Genomic DNA, 16,228 nt, shown 5'->3' on the forward strand with positions numbered 1-16,228 from the left:
TCACTTCTGTAACTACCTAAAAATGAAAATATTATAATAACCTTCTGCTTTAAGAGAAAATAAAAGTAAACAATAAAATGAGACAAAAAAAAACTTTAACAAGATTTTCTGATTGTTTAACATATAATTTTAAATTTGCATTTATTAAAGATGAAAGAACTTTTACTAAAACAAAGACAGATCTTGCTTTTCGCTTTTGCGGGAGCGCTAAGTGCAATCGTGGAGATTGGAACTTTTAAAATATTCAGCGTTCATTTACCACAAGTATTTTCTCATGAAACTAATTTTCATGGGATCCACTTTCCTCTGAGCAATATATTCTCGACAAGTTGCGGAATTATCACGAATTATTTTTTAAGTATTTGGTTTGTCTTTGAACGTGGCAAACATTCGAAAAATAAGGAATTTGCTTATTTTATGGGAATCTCTTTTTTATCAACAATAGTAAGTTTAAGTTTTTTCCAGATCTTCTTCCGTTTTGTATTCTTAGATCATATTGATTTGGGCTTCTTTGTATTCAGCCAGGAAATGCTGAGTAAGATCGCCGCAATTATACTGGTGTCTGTACTCAATTACACTGTAAAAAAGAAAATTATTTTTAATGGTTAATCTCTTAAAGACTAGCTTTACTTTTTAAAAAATTAAATGAAAAAAATTCTCAATTATATTTGGCGTGGCTGGATGCTGATTTTAGGTACAGTTCTCACCATCGTCATGGGAATTCCTGTTTTGCTTTTTTCAATCAGAAAAAATCATTATAAATACTCCTATAAATTCATTCGCTTTTGGTCTATAGGAATGTTTTATGGAATGGGATTTCGCTATGATCTAAAAAAATTGACCGATAAAAAAATCGATAAAAACACGCAATATGTCTTTATTGCAAACCATACCTCCATCATGGATATCATGTTGCCCTGTATTTTGATGCCAGATCATCCGCTTTGCTATGTTGGAAAAAAAGAACTGGTGAAAATTCCTATTTTTGGAACTATCTATAAAAGAATTTGTGTAATGGTTGATAGAAGTTCTGCGAAAAGCCGCGCAGATGTTTACCGAAGATGTGCCGAAAGAATGGAAGAAGGGCAAAGTATCGTTATTTTCCCGGAAGGTGGTGTTCCCGATGATGAGTCGATCATGTTAGATGATTTTAAAGACGGTGCTTTCATTTTAGCCTCAAAATATCGGGTCCCAATTGTTGTTTTTACATTTGTAGGTTTAAAGGAAATGTTTCCTTTTAATTACTCGAAAGGTTTTCCCGGAAAAGTACAGGTTTATTTCAATGATATTTTGGGATCTGATGAAACTGCAAAAGAACTCAAATTGACTTCTCATGCTGCAATAAAAAAAGTTTTGGAAAAATCCCTTTGAGAATTTAAATTAGTTATATTTGTTTTTAAGAAACTATATTAAACTATGTCTCAAACTCAACAAAAAACAAACTATCCTGCTTTATACACATTAATAATTGTGTTTTTCTTTTGGGGCTTCATTGCTGCAGGAAATAGTGTTTTCATACCTTTTTGTAAACATTATTTTAAACTTGATCAATTTCAATCTCAACTAATAGATTTTGCTTTTTATACTGCGTACTTTTTAGGTGCATTACTATTATTTATTTTAAGCACACTCAAAGGCTTTGATATTGTAGGAAAATGGGGTTACAAAAAATCTATTGTTTATGGGCTATTATTTTCCGCATTGGGAGCTGGCGTAATGATAGTTGCAGTAAAAATGAATTTTTACTACGGGATGTTAATAGGATTGTTTATTGTTGCTTTAGGATTTTCATTACAACAAACGGCAGCAAATCCTTTTGCCGTCTTACTTGGAGATCCAAAAACTGGGACATCACGAATTAACTTGGGAGGTGGGATTAATTCTTTCGGTACAACCATTGGCCCATTAGTAGTAGGATTAGCTCTTTTTGGCACCACTGCCGCTATCTCTGACACTGCTATTGAAAAATTACCATTAGATAAAGTAATAATATTATATTCAGCTGTTGGTTTACTTTTTATATTGGCCGCAACGCTTTTCCATTTTTCGAAAAAAGTACCCTCAAGTATTAATAATGAACCAATGGAAAAAGCCAGTAAGGCAATGAAAACATTAATTATAATGTCAGTTTTATTGATTATCGCTTTCACTCCAGTCTTTATGAGTTATAATTCGAAGGAAGCCCAGGCAATAGTAAATATTGAAAATTCTATAAAACCCATAACTACTCAAATTAATAATTATGTGGACGAAATAGTCTCAATAAAACATAATAAGAAAATAGAAATCTCTTCAAAACAGGACAAAATAACAGAGCTTGAACGAAAAATAAACGAAAAAGAACGCAGCATTTCTACTGAAAATTCACAAATTAAAGAACTTAAAATGCCTTTGGAAAAATACAGAATGTATTGGCTTTTTGGAGCATTGGCAATAGTAGTTTTCACCCTTTTATTCTCCTATAATAAAGCTCAAAAAAATTCAGATGGATGGGGAGCTATGCAATATCCGCAATTAGTTTTGGGTATGTTAGCAATCTTTCTATATGTCGGTGTAGAAGTTGCCGTAGGAAGTAATTTAGGCGAATTATTAAAACTAAAGGATTTTGGAGGATTGCAATCATCTGAAATTGCACCATATATTTCAATGTATTGGGGAGGTTTAATGATTGGTAGATGGGCAGGAGCTATAAGTGCTTTTAATTTGAGTGGTTCAACAAAAAAAATTCTTACCGTAGCTGTACCAATAGTTGCATTTTTAATAATTATTGGTGTAAATACTTTGGCAGGATACGATATGAATAGTTTATACCTATTCATTATCTGCGTATTAATTCAAATTGCTGCTTTTTTACTTTGTAAAGAAAAACCCGCTCAAACATTAATGGTTTTCGGAATATTAGGGGTTATAGCAATGATTATTGGTTTACTTTCAACTGGAAATATTGCAATTTACTCATTTTTAGCAGCAGGATTAGCTTGTAGTATTATGTGGCCTGCAATTTTTAGTTTATCAATAGTTGGTCTTGGAAAATATACCGCCCAAGGTTCTGCATTTTTAGTTATGATGATTTTGGGTGGTGGTATAATCCCACCAATACAAGGTAAGTTATCGGATATCATTGGAATTCATAATTCTTATATAATTCCTGTTTTTTGTTTTGCATATTTAGCACTTTTTGCTTTTTTAGTAAAAGGATTTTTAAAGAAGCAAAATATTAATATTGATCAAATTGAAAGTGAAGGTGGACATTAAACAAAAACCTACATATAAAACAAAAAGATTTTGGGCGGGTATTTTACTTGCCCAATTTCTTTTGTTCTTCCTCTTCTCAAAAGTTGAATTTATCGTAAATCTTTTTGTGAAATTTTTTGAATTTCAGAAAAGTGTTCACCAAAAAATATTTTCACTGCTTTCTTTTTCAGTGGGCGATATCTTGTATATCATACTTGGAATTGGCCTCCTCTACTTTATTCTTAAAATTATAAAGAAGAAAAGCAGAAACATTTTTCTTTTGAGATTCTTAATCCTTGCAAATATTCTCTATTTCAGTTATCAGCTATTTTGGGGCATGCTTTATTTTCAGAAACCTATTATTCAAAATCTTCCGAGAGGAAATATTACGCTAAAAGAAACTCAGGATTTAACTTTGAAATATCTTACTCTTTGCAAACAAACCCGCAAATTGGTAAATGAAGATAAAAATGGAGTTTTCATCGTCACGGATTTAAACAAGATTAAAACTGAAATTCTACACAATCAAGGCAACCTTCCCAACTTCTTAGGTCATAAAAAAGCTGTAAATATTAATGCTTTTAAACCAAGTTTATACGAAGGAGTGATGAGTTATTCCGGAATTCTGGGATATTACAATCCGTTTACTGCAGAAGCGCAGTATAACGCCGAATTACCCTCTACTTTCCTTCCGTTTACACTAGCGCACGAAAGTATGCATCAGTTAGGTTTTGCGCGCGAGCAGGAGGCAAATTTCACAGGATATCTTATTGGTAGAAACGCTACGAATTTAGATTTAAAATACAGTACCGAATATTTTGTTCTGAAATCGCTTCTTAATTCACTGGTAGAGAAAAAACCTGAATTTGTAAAGCAAGTTATCCAAAATTATTCCTCAGAAATGAAGCGAGATCGCATGGCTGAAAAAGATTTTGTAAAAAGACATGAAGGGTTTCTTGATGTGATGTTTGGTTATACTAATGATTTATTCTTAAAAAGCAACCAACAGGAAGGTAGTGTAACATATTCCTATTTCGTTGATCTACTGATTCGCTTCGAAAGATCTGTCTCAAAAAAATAAAAAAAAAGAACCGCATAATGAAATGCGATTCTAAAAACACAAATGATGAAAAAAAATTTGCTTATATGATAACTTGCGTAATCACTAAAGCGTTGTAAAGGTAATACTATTTTTTAATTTGCCAAAATTTTTTATAGAAAAAAATAAATAATTTTCATTATTAATATCTGTTTAATACTTATAGACTGTAAATATTATAATTTTACTAACGAATAATTATATCTATTAATAATTCAACAAAATTATAGTAAAAAATTAACGATTATTTGTTGAAATATCAAAATGACAATTTAGGTCTGAACCATTGTTTAATTTTAAAATAAAAAAACCCAAACAATTGTTTGGGTTTTTTAGTAGCGAGGACGGGAATTGAACCCGTGACCTCAGGGTTATGAATCCTGCGCTCTAACCGACTGAGCTACCTCGCCTTTTTTTCGGTGGTGCAAATATAAAAATATTTTGTGAGGTAGCAAAAATTTTAATTTAATTTAATTTTAAATAAGAAAATACATCTGCTGCATGATCGGGCTTGGCAATAATCTTGTTATTCGAGTCGAGTATAAAGTACGACGGAGTAGCATGAACATTATACTTGTCAACATAAGAGCTGTACCAACCTTTGAGTTCAGAATCATTAATCCAAGGTAAACTCTTCACCTTATTTTCGTACGAAGCTTTTTCACTATCCAGAGAAAGACCAATTATTTGTATATTTTGGGCTTGTAAGGCGTTGTATTTCTCCAGAAATTTAGGGAGTTCAGCTTCACAATGTGAACAAGTAGAGGCCCAAAAAATAATAATTTTCTTAGCAGCTTTCACTTCAGAAAGTGATTTTGCCTTTGTATTGATTGGCTGGGTAAATATTTGGTCCGGGAACTGCGCGCCAATCTCTGTATTCTTGTTAGTTGCGATCGTAGAGGAAAGCCTTTCATTAATTGTACATTTCAAATTGCTGGCCTCTGTAAGATATTTATCTTTCAAATCCTTCATTTCATAAAGGTCAAAAATTTCAATAAATTCTGACAGTACCGTCTGACCACGAGGTGTTTCTATATTCACGGCGGTCAATAACTTGTCAATATCTGAGGAAACGTTCGCACTAGGACCAATGTTTAGATAAGCAACTAGAATTGGTCTCATAAGCGATGAGGTTTCTAACAGGTAATTTGATTTTGTAAGAAAATCAATAATTTCTTCATGTGTTAAGGGTTTTTTCGCAGCACTTTTTTCTAAGAATCTGGCATAATTCGTTTTGTAGAAATTGACAAACGGATATTTAACACTTATATCAGAATTATTTGACAAACGACCAATTTCGGTTTCAATTGATTTCCCGAAATCTGTATTGTCTTTGTAATATTCTTTCATTTGAAATAATGCAGGCAGAATAAATTCTTTTTTTTGTTGCACGTCCTGTAAATTATTCATCACGAAATTACTATCATCTAGATATTGAATATTAGTAACCTTGGATTTTTCAACATCAAATTTTAATTTTACATTTTTATTTTCAGAAATAAAATTAATCGATACATTTTGTTCTGGAAAGTACAGCTTCATCATTCCGGAATAAGGTTTAGTGACATTGATTTGCCACGTATTTCCTTTTCTAACCTCCTTAGTTTCCAAGAGGTCTTTTGATCCACTTAAGGTATAAAGATAAACCTCTTTGGGAGTGAAAGTTGGCGGTGCTTCTATCTCAATTTTAAATTGAGCTGATAATGAGTTCAAGAGGACTAAACTAAGTACTGCTAAAATTTTCTTCATGGTGTAAATATAAAAAAACCCACCGAATTTTCGATGGGTTTCATATAATTTTAGCAAATATTTAAGCTATACTTTTATGTTGTTTTCTCGCGAAGTAAATAATCAAAAGAAAACCGACCAATGCTAGAATATAAACATACATATCAATTGGTGAAGACATTGTACCTGGACCTGTACCTCCACCGCCACCACCGCCACCAGGAGGCGGAGCTGGGACATCACCAGGAATTCCTCCCGCTTTATATAATGTTCCTATAATCAGGAATAAAAAAAATAAAGTTTTATTAAAAATTTTCATAATTTGTGTTTTAAATGTTATCTGATAATTTTGGAACTAACTTTTTCTCCTTTTTCGGAAACAGCTGTTACGATATAAGCTGCATTAGCTTTCGCAAGATTTATCTCAAAATCCTTATCGGCTACAACACCTTTTTGAGAAATAACCAATTTTCCACTCATATCATAAACATTAATATCTGATTTTTTCCATTGAGGATCAAAACGTACTACAAACTTATTGATGGCACCGTTGTAAATAACCTTTGTTCTTGAAGGTTTTGCCGTTCCATCAGTTCCTAGTATTAGCGTTGATTTTCCATAATATAGATTATATTTATCTCCCACTACTGGGATTACCTGGTTCTGTGCAACCTCAGAAATTGCTCCATCCGTTGATTTATAATAAAATCCAATTCCAGTTGATAAATTATGTTCCATGTCTGGTATTAATTCTGCATTTTCTCTAACTTCAAATTTTAAAGATTTAATACTAGTACCATATAGCGCTAAAGGAATTGCTTTTCCAAAGAAGTCTGTTTCATTGGCCTCGTTGATATATAACCAATAAGAATCTATGTAGTTCATATCATAACCACCATTAACATCTTCCTCATAAGTTCCCAGGATATTTGTACTTGTCAACGTTGACTGTACAGTTGGTTGAGCAGTGTGACCTGTAGTTGCGGTGGGATATACTGCATAATAAGTGCGAGCGATTTCTTGTCCATTTTCGTCTAGTCCAATTATTCCTAATTGTTTCATGGTACTACTGTTTGTACCACCAGATCTTAAAGCGTTTACGTCATAATTAGTACCCTCCAATCGTCGAGAATTTTTAAATCTTCTCAAATTATCAAAATTTAAAGTTTGTGCAGTTAAATTATTTCTAAGTTTTACAACAAATGTCTGCATCGGCTTTATAATCAAACCAACATCTCCTACTGGAAAACTTGCATTCGGGGTACCTCCGGAATCAGTAAAATTTATAAATTTCGCTGCTACAGAATAAGTTCCTCCGCTATCAGTAGTAACAACTCCTGGATCGTAACGAATACCCTGTACTGTTGTAATAAGATTATTATCCGTAGTAGTACCAGTCTCGGTTTTATTAATGAAGCCTAAATCTAAATTTGTCAAATAAGGGTTTCCGAATTGGTAAATGTTTTTACCAAAGTTACCACTCCAAGCAGTAGCTGCATCCCAATCATCTTGAAGATAAGTGTTGTATCTTTCATTGTAGGAATTATTATTATTCCCTCCTGCTCCAAAAATTACATTTTTTGCTGCGTCAGCCAAAGTTTCAGTTACTCCATTTGCAAAAGCTTGTCCTCTTAAGGTATAAACTGTACCAAATCGTTGCAGGTTAGTTCCACCAATATAAGCAGGGTCTGCTGGATCAATATTGGAAGGCATTGTCATAGGTGGATTTCCAGAATCTAAACCATTCGAACCCAACATATAATAAGTTGTGTTGTTAGGAGTTGTAGCAGATACATTCAAATTGTCTGAAACAGCAGTAGAATTATTCCACGTTAAAATTTCATTTTTTGAATATCTTGCGTTAGAAAAAACTTTCCCTAAAGTTCCTATCGCAGAAGGTGTTCCTGAAAGGCTGGAAAGTGTTTTATTGTTGAATGGTAATGCAATTTGCTGGTACGTTCCATGTTTAGGAGTACGATATTCTTTATCGACAATCGCAGTCATATTACCTTGAGCCAAACCATTTATGTAAAGCTGACCATAAGTAGAAGTTGCTGAACTTGCTGGGGTATTTAGTCTAAGGATAAAATTTCCTCCATCTAATTTATTACCTCCACCTAAGGCTAAAGTTTTGAAAAGATCAGAACCTGATCCTACAATCATAACATTGCCTCGTACATCGTAAATTGCGTTTTCTTGAGTTTGAACGCCACCACCATTATAAACCAGTGCGTTTTCTCCTACATAAAAAACCGCATCCTTATTTACACTGCAGATGACTTGGGCACCAACGGATAAACTTAGCGCCATAAGCGCCACAGTTAATAGATTTTTTTTCATTATTGTGTGTTTTGTGTTTTTAGCTGAAAAATAATACAGTTACAAATGTATTCATAATTTTTAGTATTTCAATGAAAATCCTAAAAAAATACTAGAAATGTACATTATCATTGGTTAATGTAATTTTCTTTTGAGTAGTAATATCAAACATAAAGTCTTCTAAAACTTTTTCGGTTGTTCCTCTTAAACCTCTCGCTCCCAATCCTTTATCCATTGTTTCATCAACAATCTTATCAATGGATTCATCACTAAATTTCAACGTAACTCCATCCATTTTAAATAACTCAACAAATTGATTAATTATCGAATTCTTTGGTTCTTTCATAATTCTGATCATGGTTTCCTTGTCGAGTTTCTCCAAATAAGTTACGATAGGGAAACGCCCCAAAAGCTCTGGAATTAGACCGAATTTTCGCAGATCGATTGCATTGATCTGACGCAGAATATAATCTTCGTCTTCAACTTTATTTAATTTGTCCATGCTGAATCCAATAGCTTGTTTATTCAGACGTTTTTCAATAATTTCTTTAATTCCATCGAAAGCACCACCTGCAATGAATAAAATATTTTGAGTGTTTACCTGAATATATTTTTGATCAGGATGCTTTCTACCTCCTTGTGGCGGAACATTTACAATACTTCCCTCTAATAATTTAAGCAATCCTTGTTGCACTCCTTCACCGGAAACGTCTCTTGTTATACTTGGATTATCAGATTTTCTGGCAATTTTGTCGATCTCATCAATAAAAACAATACCTTTTTCGGCTTTTTCTACATCATAATCAGCAACCATCAATAGACGCGATAGAATACTTTCTACATCTTCTCCAACATAACCTGCCTCGGTAAGAATAGTAGCATCGACGATACAGAACGGAACATTTAATTCTTTAGCAATTGTTTTTGCTAGAAGCGTTTTGCCGGTCCCAGTTTCACCAATCATAATGATGTTGGATTTTTCTATTTCAACTTCCCTGTTCTCATTCTTGGCATGTAAAATACGTTTGTAATGATTATAGACTGCAATAGAAAGCTGCTTTTTTGCCTGATCTTGTCCAATAACATAAAGATCTAGAAATGCTTTAATTTCTTTGGGCTTTTTTAAATCTGCCATAGTTTCTGCCGGCGAAAATTTTGAATCTGAAGCGCCTTCCGCTACAATTGCATGAGCTTGTTCGATACAGTTTTCGCAGATAAATCCGTTGTTTCCGGAAATCAGCATTTGTACTTCAGTTCGTTTTCTTCCACAAAAAGAACACTCGTTTGAATTCATATATAATAATAAGTTAAGAGTTAAATTAAAAAATTTTGTCAAAGTATAAACACTTTGACAAAATCGTATTTTCAGAAATTAAGAATCGAGTTTTGAATCTCGCGATATTCTTCATTAGAAAATTTCAAACGTACATTTTTAAAATTCATGTCACCCATTTCGGTAATAGGAATGAGATGAATATGTGCGTGTGGCACTTCTAATCCGATTACAGATACAGTAATTCTTTTGTCGGGATAAGTTTTCTGCAGTTTTTTTGCAACAGTTTGCGCAAAACTCCAAAGATTTCTGAAATCTTCATTTTCCAGATCAAAAATAAAATCGATTTCCTGCTTCGGAATGACTAAAGTGTGACCTTTCACCAAAGGCATTGCATCCAGAAAAGCTAAATATTTTTCGTCTTCCGCAATTTTATAGGAAGGGATTTCATTTTTTATAATTTTTGTAAATATGGAACTCATGATTTTGGTATTTGTAATTATATTTTAGAAACTATTTAAAGTACACAACCACCTCAGTTTCTATAATATTGCAAAATTACAATTTAATTAAAAAATTGATTGTTAAAGACTTCGTAAAACTTTGTCTAAAATCATTTAAAATTTTAGATAGAAATTTCCAGCACTTCGAAGGAAAGTTTATTTCCGTTTGGCAAAACAATATCTGCGGTCTGACCAATTACTTTACCCAAAAGTCCTTTTGCGATCGGTGTATTTATTGAAATTTTTCCAGCTTTCAAATCGCTTTCATTATCAGGAACTAAAGTGAATTTCTGTTCTCCTTTCGTTACCATATTTTTCAAACGTACAGTCGTCAAAATGGATACTTTGGAAGTATCTAAATTAGTTTCATCGATTACTTTTGCATCTGCCAGTAAATTTTTTAATTTCGAAATTCTCATTTCTAACATTCCCTGTGCTTCCTTTGCAGCATCGTATTCTGCGTTTTCAGAAAGGTCGCCTTTATCTCTAGCTTCAGCAATTTGCTGTGTAATTTTTGGTCTTTCGATGGTTTCCAGCAGCTCCAGTTCAGCTTTCATTTTATCTAATCCATCTTTGGTAACATAACTTGCCATAAGTTCTTATATTTAGCGTTAGTATAAAAAAATAATCCGACATTTGTCGGACAATGTTTTTTTGCGTTGATCGTTTTACAAAGATATAAATTTATTTTAAATGAAAAGAAATATTTCAATCTTACTTTTCCCAATATTACTCATTTTCAGCGCCTTAAATCTTAATTCATGCAGCAGTCGGGAAGAAACAGTCAGTTGTTTTCCTAAAATTCCTATCAACGTTGTTTTAAACCTTAATCTTCCCGCGTATTACGATCTACAAAATGTAAATGGATGGATCTATGTTAACCAACAAGAATCTGGAACACGCGGTTTGATTGTCGTAAGAACAACAAACGGCTTTAAAGTATATGATAGAAATGCTCCTCACATTTGTCCTGATAACAACACTACTTTGGTTGTCGAAAACAACATCAAAGTAGTTTGTCCAAAAGACAATGCAACATGGATTCTCATTACGGGTGAACCTACTAATGTTGCCCAAATTGCGCCGAAAACTTACCGATACAATTTCGATTCAACTTCCGGAATTCTTTCTATTTTTGATTAATTTTTTTTCCTAAATCTTATTTTTTAATGAAAGCAGCTATTCAAAGAGTTTCTGAAGCGAGTGTAACAGTTGATGGTGAAATCGTGGGCGAAATTTCGAACGGTTTGCTTTTATTAATTGGCGTTGATGAAGAAGATGAATCAAGTGATGCGAACTGGCTTGTTCAGAAAATTTTGAATCTCAGAATTTTTGGTGATCAGGATGGCAAACTAAATCTATCGATTCTGGATATTTCCGGTGAAATTCTTTGCATCAGTCAGTTTACTTTAATTGCAGATTATAAGAAAGGAAATCGACCTTCTTTCATAAAGGCAGCTAAACCAGAGAAAGCCATTCCGTTATTTGAATATTTTAAAACTGAAATTTCAAAATCAAATTTGAAAATTGAAAGCGGCATATTCGGTGCAGACATGAAAGTTTCTTTATTGAATGATGGTCCGGTAACAATCGTGATGGATTCTAAAACGAAACTTTAAATTAAATTTCATTCCACTTCAAAAACAACTCTTATTTTTAATTAAATTTGATGAAAATACTATTAAATATATGAAGCGAACTATCCTTTTAATTTCTGCGATATCAATAATATCCTGTTCAAAAAAAGATAATGATCAAACAGAAGTTCTTTCTCCGGAAGCTAAAAAAATCGAATCTGTAAATATCGTACGTAAAAAAATGAATGACAGTATTGAAATTTTAAATCAACAAAATATTTTCAAAGATCTGAGCGGAAGCCATCAGCTTAAATTCACTTCAGATGAAACGTCTGCATTTGCTGGAACGGCAAACTTCGAAAAAACTGGTCGTGATTTATACACGCTTAACGGAAATGCGAAATCAGGCAAAAATACTTTAGAAATAAAAGGCACCATAAAAAGAGTTTCTGAAAAACATCTTAATTTTGAAGGAGAAATCACACAAAAAATTAACGGAGTTGTTTTTAAAAGAACTAAAAAAACAACCTTCTTTGATGAAGGAAAAGGAAAATACTGGAGATTACAGAATAAAATTAATGGTTCCGGATTTGCTGACTATATCGATATTTACTTTTAAAAATCACCTCTGATGTTGAATTACGAAATAGCTGGAAAAGGAAAAGAAAACCTTGTCATGTTACATGGTTTTATGGAAAATCTACTTATTTGGGAGGATTTGGAAGTGGGTCTTTCAAAAGATTTTACACTCATAAAAATTGATCTTCCTGGACATGGTCTATCTAAAATTTATTCCGATATTCATTCGATGGAATTGATGGCGGAAGAAGTAAAAAAAGTGACGGATTATTTAAAACTCAAAAATTTTCACCTTCTCGGTCATTCAATGGGAGGTTATGTTTCGTTGGCGTTTGCCGAAAAATATCCAGAGATTCTGAAAAGTGTGACTTTATTTTTCTCCACTTATTTTGCAGATGACGAAGAGAAAAAAGAACAACGGAAGAAAAGTCTCCGAATCATCAAAGAAGCCTTTCCTACTTATGTAAGTGCAGGAGTTCCCAATCTATTTAATCCAAATGAAAAAGATATTTTGGAAGGGAAGATAAATCTCGCAAAAGAAATCGCTCTTTCTACAAAAAATGAGGGCGTTTTAGCAGCGGTAAAAGGAATGATAGAAAGAACCGACAAAAAATCGGTGCTGGAGAATTTTGAAGGTAAAATTTTGGTGCTTTGCGGGAAACACGACAATGCAATAAACGTGGAAAAAACCACAAAAAACTTACCAGAAAAAACGAATATTAAATCTTACGTTTTAGATTGCGGGCATAATGGACATTGGGAAAAGCCGACAATCTGTGCAGAAATTATTAATACTGAACTTCTTCACAATTTACCGAAAAATTTAATATTTTAAAAATATTCAGCTTCTATTTTCTCTTTGAAATCAACGATGGTTTCTTCGATGGTTTTCATATATTTTCCACCGGCTGCGTTGATGTGACCACCGCCGTTGAAATAGTTTCGGGAAAACTGATTTACATCAACCTCATCTTTGGAACGGAAAGAAATTTTGATAAAATCATCATATAAATCTTCCATAAAAAATGCGGCAACTTGTGTTCCCATGATGCTTAAACCGTAATTTACAAAACCTTCCGTATCTCCTTTCTGGAAACCAAATTCTTTCAATTCGTCCCGTTTCAACCAAAGAATGGCAACTTTTCCGTCTTTCACTACTTCAATTCTACCTAAAATTAAGGCTAAAAGATGAAGTCTTGAAACCGTATTTGTATCCCAAGTATTAGAAGTAATCATTGCTGGATCTGCGCCTTTTTCAATTAAATTAGCCACAATTCGGTGAGTTGTCGCGCTGGTTGATCGAAAACGGAAACCTCCAGTATCAGTCATAATGCCGGTATAAAGACATTCTGCGATATCTTTATTTACTAAATTTTCTTCGTTTAATTCTTGTATAAAATGATATACCATTTGCGAAGTCGCAGGTATTGTAACATCGGAATACACATAATGAAAATCATCAGGTTGTTGATGATGATCGATCAATATCTTTTTCGCTCTCGCTTTCTCAATCCACGGACCAACTAAATTACCACTTCTGTGAGAAGCATTAAAATCTAAAATAAAAATAACATCAGCGTTATAAATTGCTTCTCCGGCTTGCTTTCTTTTATAATCTGCAATAATAATTTGTTTGGATTCGGGCATCCATTTCAAAAATTTAGGGAAATCGTTTGGAACGATAACATCAGCTTCTAAACCTTTCTGTTTTAAAAAATGTTTCAGACCCAAACTGGATCCAATAGCATCTCCATCGGGATTATAATGGGTGATAATTACAATCTTTTTCTCTGGTGTTAACAGTTTTTGAATTTCGGAAATTTCTGTAGAAGTAAACATTTAGTACAATTTTTTGGAATTGCAAAGATAATCTTTGTTTTTGACAAATTTAAGCCGCGCTAAAATTTCAATCTGCGATTTAGGGTGATTTAGCTTGACGAAAAAGGGTGTTTTCACCGCTCTCATAAATAAAATAAGGAAGAAATTTGCAATACTAATCTTCTTTCAGAAATTTAAAAGAAAGTGTCATTCGTCGTTTATTTTCGTCGTTGGTCGATTTGATATTTCATTATTGAATTGAAAATTAAAGCTTTGCAATAATAATTTTATATAAACCAATTAAAACTTTACACCATGAAAAAAATTACTCTGTTTCTCTTAACAATTTGCAGCATTCTGATGTTTGCTCAAAATGACGGCACCGATAACAAAATGCCGACACCAATGACTGTTACAAAAAACATTCAAAAATTGCCGACCAAAATTTTCAAAACTTCGAAAGAATATAGTGATGATTTTGCACTTCTCAATAATTTGGATCCCCGCGTTTATGGACAGGTTCCATTTGTCAATTCAATCAGATCCCAAAAATTTGATGCGGCAAATGCCACGTATGACTGCACGGCAGCAGATGATTTTACAGTTCCCGCGGGACAAATATGGGAGATAAAAAATATTGCTGCTGATGGTTACATTCTGACAGCAAAAAATCCTGATTCTTATAATGTCATTATTTACGCAAATAGTGGCACCAATTTACCGGGAACTATTATCAGACAGGAAAATATACAGCCTTCTGCGGGAACGCAAAGTCCTAATTTATCTTTAGGCACTAGCTTGCTTTTAAATCCAGGAAGATATTGGATTTCTGTTCAGGCAGTTGCAGATTTACCCGGTGACTGGTTTTGGCAAACCTATGCAGACAGCTCTACACTCGGCTCTCCTTTTGTTTGGATAAACCCAGGAAATGGTTTTGGGACAACTTGCTCCGCAAATTGGGGAGTAGGATCCGTATGTTCACCAGGATCTGCTAAAGATTTAAGTTTTACATTGAATGGTAATATCTTATCATCTTGTAAAACATTTACGGATAAAATTGTTTCTACCGATCCTACCCAAACTCCTAGAGTAACGCGAGACGGAAATCCTTCGGTTTGCGGTACCCCAAAAGTTTATCCCGGTAATATAGGATCTGGAAATTATCATTATAAAAAATATACGATACAAAATACTGCTGCATCAGCTCAATGCGTTAATATTATTATAACAAATCCAGAAGCAAATCAGATGTTTGTAGTTGCTTATAGCGGTACTTTCAATCCTGCAAATTTATCACAGAACTACTTAGCAGATATAGGTTCCAGTCCATTTAGTGGCAGTTCATCTAATATGGCATTTACGATGCCCGCAAGTTCTACAGTAGTTTTGGTAGTTAGTGAGGTTGTGGTTAACACTACATTCATCAACAATTATACTTTAAGTGTAATTGCTGGAAACTGCGGAAGCATTTTGAAAACTGGCGAAGTTACCGGCTCCAACGTGAGTATTTATCCAAACCCTGTTAGAACTTTACTTTATGTGAACGGGATGAAGATGAATGAAGCGAAAGTATATGACGCAAGCGGAAAACTAATCCCAGTGAAAAGTACAGAAAATCAGATCAATGTAGAAGGACTTACTAAAGGAAATTATTTACTTCAAATGAAAGACAAATCTGGGAAAGTATATCAAGATAAGTTTATTAAAAATTAAACAATCATCTTTATTAAAAGGGTCTGCTTATTTTCATAAGCAGACTTTTTTTATTTTTTCACTAAGACTTAAATAGGATATATAAAAAATAGTTCTTTCTTACGATTCAGTTTTTACATCTATCAATAAACATTTAAAAAAGTAGTTGAGAAGAATTTATTTCCTTTTAATAAAAGGTAGGTTTCGCTGTTAATTTCACAGAATTCAACAATAAAAAAAAGATGTACCGTTAAAACACCTACATAAATAGGGTCATTTCACCTGACAAACATGGGTGATTTCCCAGCATTAAAATTGAATTAAAAGTGGCAATTTTGGTATGCTAATTTTTGTAGCTATTGATTACAAGATGTAACACCCCTATAAAATTGGTTGTTCGTGTATT

At 33.1% G+C, this 16,228-nt stretch carries 16 protein-coding genes and 1 tRNA gene; 9 read left to right on the top strand and 8 right to left on the bottom strand.

The features are described from left to right. Positions 1-150: 150 nt before the first annotated feature. The 4 genes from OA86_RS03070 to OA86_RS03085 all read left to right on the top strand — a co-directional run bounded on the left by OA86_RS03070 (position 151) and on the right by OA86_RS03085 (position 4,315). The gene (locus OA86_RS03070; RefSeq protein WP_039348699.1) at positions 151-609 is read left to right on the top strand and encodes a GtrA family protein; all 459 of its coding nucleotides are present in this window, start codon (positions 151-153) and stop codon (positions 607-609) included. Positions 610-645: 36 nt separating this feature from the next. After that, complete coding sequence (locus tag OA86_RS03075; RefSeq protein WP_082017285.1) at positions 646-1,371, top strand: lysophospholipid acyltransferase family protein; 726 nt, start codon at positions 646-648, stop codon at positions 1,369-1,371. A 45-nt stretch (positions 1,372-1,416) separates the two neighbouring features. Further along, positions 1,417-3,255: an MFS transporter gene (locus OA86_RS03080; RefSeq protein ID WP_039348708.1), complete on the top strand. Its 1,839-nt coding sequence runs from the start codon at positions 1,417-1,419 to the stop codon at positions 3,253-3,255. 106 nt (positions 3,256-3,361) lie between these two features. Next, the gene (locus tag OA86_RS03085) at positions 3,362-4,315 is read left to right on the top strand and encodes a DUF3810 domain-containing protein (protein ID WP_246008078.1); all 954 of its coding nucleotides are present in this window, start codon (positions 3,362-3,364) and stop codon (positions 4,313-4,315) included. Between the two features lie 354 nt (positions 4,316-4,669). On the opposite strand, the gene OA86_RS03090 is transcribed toward OA86_RS03085, so the two are convergent. From OA86_RS03090 to greA, 7 genes are all read right to left on the bottom strand, one after another. Next, positions 4,670-4,743: transfer RNA gene (locus tag OA86_RS03090), tRNA-Met, on the bottom strand. Positions 4,744-4,798: 55 nt separating this feature from the next. After that, positions 4,799-6,082 (bottom strand): TlpA family protein disulfide reductase, encoded by a 1,284-nt coding sequence (locus OA86_RS03095; protein WP_039348710.1) that lies wholly within the window; start codon positions 6,080-6,082, stop codon positions 4,799-4,801. Between the two features lie 61 nt (positions 6,083-6,143). Further along, on the bottom strand, positions 6,144-6,380 hold the full coding sequence (locus OA86_RS03100; protein ID WP_039348712.1) for an Fjoh_0651 family PID-CTERM protein: 237 nt from the start codon (positions 6,378-6,380) through the stop codon (positions 6,144-6,146). A gap of 17 nt (positions 6,381-6,397) precedes the next feature. Then, entirely contained in the window at positions 6,398-8,371 is a 1,974-nt protein-coding gene (locus OA86_RS03105) for a T9SS type A sorting domain-containing protein (RefSeq protein ID WP_246008075.1), read from the bottom strand. A gap of 121 nt (positions 8,372-8,492) precedes the next feature. Beyond that, complete coding sequence (clpX, locus tag OA86_RS03110; RefSeq protein ID WP_039348717.1) at positions 8,493-9,674, bottom strand: ATP-dependent Clp protease ATP-binding subunit ClpX; 1,182 nt, start codon at positions 9,672-9,674, stop codon at positions 8,493-8,495. A 71-nt stretch (positions 9,675-9,745) separates the two neighbouring features. Then, positions 9,746-10,135, bottom strand: coding sequence for an HIT family protein (locus OA86_RS03115; RefSeq protein WP_039348719.1), 390 nt, complete (start codon positions 10,133-10,135; stop codon positions 9,746-9,748). 143 nt (positions 10,136-10,278) lie between these two features. Then, positions 10,279-10,749 (bottom strand): transcription elongation factor GreA, encoded by a 471-nt coding sequence (gene greA, locus OA86_RS03120; RefSeq protein WP_039348722.1) that lies wholly within the window; start codon positions 10,747-10,749, stop codon positions 10,279-10,281. Positions 10,750-10,849: 100 nt separating this feature from the next. Here greA and OA86_RS03125 point away from each other — a divergent pair, with 100 nt between their 5' ends. The 4 genes from OA86_RS03125 (at position 10,850) to OA86_RS03140 (ending at position 13,147) form a co-directional block, all read left to right on the top strand. Next, positions 10,850-11,299: a hypothetical protein gene (locus tag OA86_RS03125; RefSeq protein ID WP_039348732.1), complete on the top strand. Its 450-nt coding sequence runs from the start codon at positions 10,850-10,852 to the stop codon at positions 11,297-11,299. A 26-nt stretch (positions 11,300-11,325) separates the two neighbouring features. Beyond that, entirely contained in the window at positions 11,326-11,775 is a 450-nt protein-coding gene (dtd, locus tag OA86_RS03130; protein ID WP_039348735.1) for a D-aminoacyl-tRNA deacylase, read from the top strand. A 70-nt stretch (positions 11,776-11,845) separates the two neighbouring features. Continuing rightward, positions 11,846-12,352: a hypothetical protein gene (locus OA86_RS03135; RefSeq protein ID WP_039348738.1), complete on the top strand. Its 507-nt coding sequence runs from the start codon at positions 11,846-11,848 to the stop codon at positions 12,350-12,352. A 12-nt stretch (positions 12,353-12,364) separates the two neighbouring features. Then, complete coding sequence (locus OA86_RS03140) at positions 12,365-13,147, top strand: alpha/beta fold hydrolase (protein ID WP_039348741.1); 783 nt, start codon at positions 12,365-12,367, stop codon at positions 13,145-13,147. Here OA86_RS03140 and OA86_RS03145 read toward each other — a convergent pair. After that, positions 13,144-14,151 (bottom strand): DHH family phosphoesterase, encoded by a 1,008-nt coding sequence (locus OA86_RS03145; RefSeq protein ID WP_039348745.1) that lies wholly within the window; start codon positions 14,149-14,151, stop codon positions 13,144-13,146. The genes OA86_RS03140 and OA86_RS03145 overlap by 4 nt on opposite strands. 294 nt (positions 14,152-14,445) lie before the next feature. On the opposite strand from OA86_RS03145, the gene OA86_RS03150 reads away from it, so the two are divergent. Next, positions 14,446-15,843, top strand: coding sequence for a T9SS type A sorting domain-containing protein (locus OA86_RS03150; RefSeq protein ID WP_082017287.1), 1,398 nt, complete (start codon positions 14,446-14,448; stop codon positions 15,841-15,843). Positions 15,844-16,228: the final 385 nt, after the last annotated feature.

Source organism: Kaistella jeonii (genome assembly GCF_000812865.1).
Classification (GTDB): domain Bacteria; phylum Bacteroidota; class Bacteroidia; order Flavobacteriales; family Weeksellaceae; genus Kaistella; species Kaistella jeonii.

What these genes read in the sequence shown, in the direction of transcription:
- OA86_RS03070 (WP_039348699.1), top strand. Translation starts at nt 151, where the DNA reads ATGAAAGAACTTTTACTAAAACAAAGACAGATCTTGCTTTTCGCTTTT.
- OA86_RS03075 (WP_082017285.1), top strand. Translation starts at nt 646, where the DNA reads ATGAAAAAAATTCTCAATTATATTTGGCGTGGCTGGATGCTGATTTTA.
- OA86_RS03080 (WP_039348708.1), top strand. Translation starts at nt 1,417, where the DNA reads ATGTCTCAAACTCAACAAAAAACAAACTATCCTGCTTTATACACATTA.
- OA86_RS03095 (WP_039348710.1), bottom strand. Translation starts at nt 6,082, where the DNA reads ATGAAGAAAATTTTAGCAGTACTTAGTTTAGTCCTCTTGAACTCATTA.
- OA86_RS03100 (WP_039348712.1), bottom strand. Translation starts at nt 6,380, where the DNA reads ATGAAAATTTTTAATAAAACTTTATTTTTTTTATTCCTGATTATAGGA.
- OA86_RS03105 (WP_246008075.1), bottom strand. Translation starts at nt 8,371, where the DNA reads ATGGCGCTAAGTTTATCCGTTGGTGCCCAAGTCATCTGCAGTGTAAAT.
- clpX (WP_039348717.1), bottom strand. Translation starts at nt 9,674, where the DNA reads ATGAATTCAAACGAGTGTTCTTTTTGTGGAAGAAAACGAACTGAAGTA.
- OA86_RS03115 (WP_039348719.1), bottom strand. Translation starts at nt 10,135, where the DNA reads ATGAGTTCCATATTTACAAAAATTATAAAAAATGAAATCCCTTCCTAT.
- greA (WP_039348722.1), bottom strand. Translation starts at nt 10,749, where the DNA reads ATGGCAAGTTATGTTACCAAAGATGGATTAGATAAAATGAAAGCTGAA.
- OA86_RS03125 (WP_039348732.1), top strand. Translation starts at nt 10,850, where the DNA reads ATGAAAAGAAATATTTCAATCTTACTTTTCCCAATATTACTCATTTTC.
- dtd (WP_039348735.1), top strand. Translation starts at nt 11,326, where the DNA reads ATGAAAGCAGCTATTCAAAGAGTTTCTGAAGCGAGTGTAACAGTTGAT.
- OA86_RS03135 (WP_039348738.1), top strand. Translation starts at nt 11,846, where the DNA reads ATGAAGCGAACTATCCTTTTAATTTCTGCGATATCAATAATATCCTGT.
- OA86_RS03140 (WP_039348741.1), top strand. Translation starts at nt 12,365, where the DNA reads ATGTTGAATTACGAAATAGCTGGAAAAGGAAAAGAAAACCTTGTCATG.
- OA86_RS03145 (WP_039348745.1), bottom strand. Translation starts at nt 14,151, where the DNA reads ATGTTTACTTCTACAGAAATTTCCGAAATTCAAAAACTGTTAACACCA.
- OA86_RS03150 (WP_082017287.1), top strand. Translation starts at nt 14,446, where the DNA reads ATGAAAAAAATTACTCTGTTTCTCTTAACAATTTGCAGCATTCTGATG.